Genomic DNA, 645 nt, shown 5'->3' with positions numbered 1-645 from the left:
AACAAAATATAAATATTATTTTAGCTTTATATATTCCAAACATGCCAAGCTAAACCATTTGCACTTTTTGGTTCTTTTTGCTGCGGGAAAAAGAACAACAAAAAAATTGATATATAATAATTGTTTTACTATATGCTGCAAATTTTTAAYTTTCTTTATTTTTATTATTTGCAGGGCTTTGCCCCGCACCCCAGTTCTTTTGTTGGCACAAAGAACCAAAAAGACTGCATTTAATAGAGTATAGCTTTTTATATATAACAAAATATAAATATTATTTTAGCTTTATATATTCCAAATGACAAAGCTATAGTACTTGCACTTTTTGCAACTTTTTGCKGCGGGAAAAAGTTGAATAAAATATACATTATATAAAAAAATTATTTGTTTAATAGTAATTAAAACTTGAAAAATTGTTGTTTATATTATATTCTATATTAAATACTATTAATAATAATTATTAATTTTTATRAGTTAATAACATTAAAAAGGATAATATTATGAAAGCATGGAACGGACTTTTAAGCGAMTATAGAGAATATTTACCAATTACAGATAAAACCCCATTATTTACATTGCATGAAGGCAACACTCCATTAATAAAACCAGAAACTATACGAAATGACCCTGGACGAATATATTCATATT

Annotated in this window: 1 pseudogene; it reads left to right on the top strand. The window is 24.8% G+C overall.

What is annotated here, in order from left to right:
* Positions 1–497: 497 nt before the first annotated feature.
* Positions 498–645, top strand: a pseudogene (locus GQX97_RS15195) (threonine synthase); the annotation flags it as partial.

Source organism: Brachyspira sp. SAP_772, from assembly GCF_009755885.1.
Lineage (GTDB): Bacteria > Spirochaetota > Brachyspiria > Brachyspirales > Brachyspiraceae > Brachyspira.
Note: the sequence above shows the minus strand (reverse complement) of the source record. Positions and strands in the feature narration are given on the sequence as shown.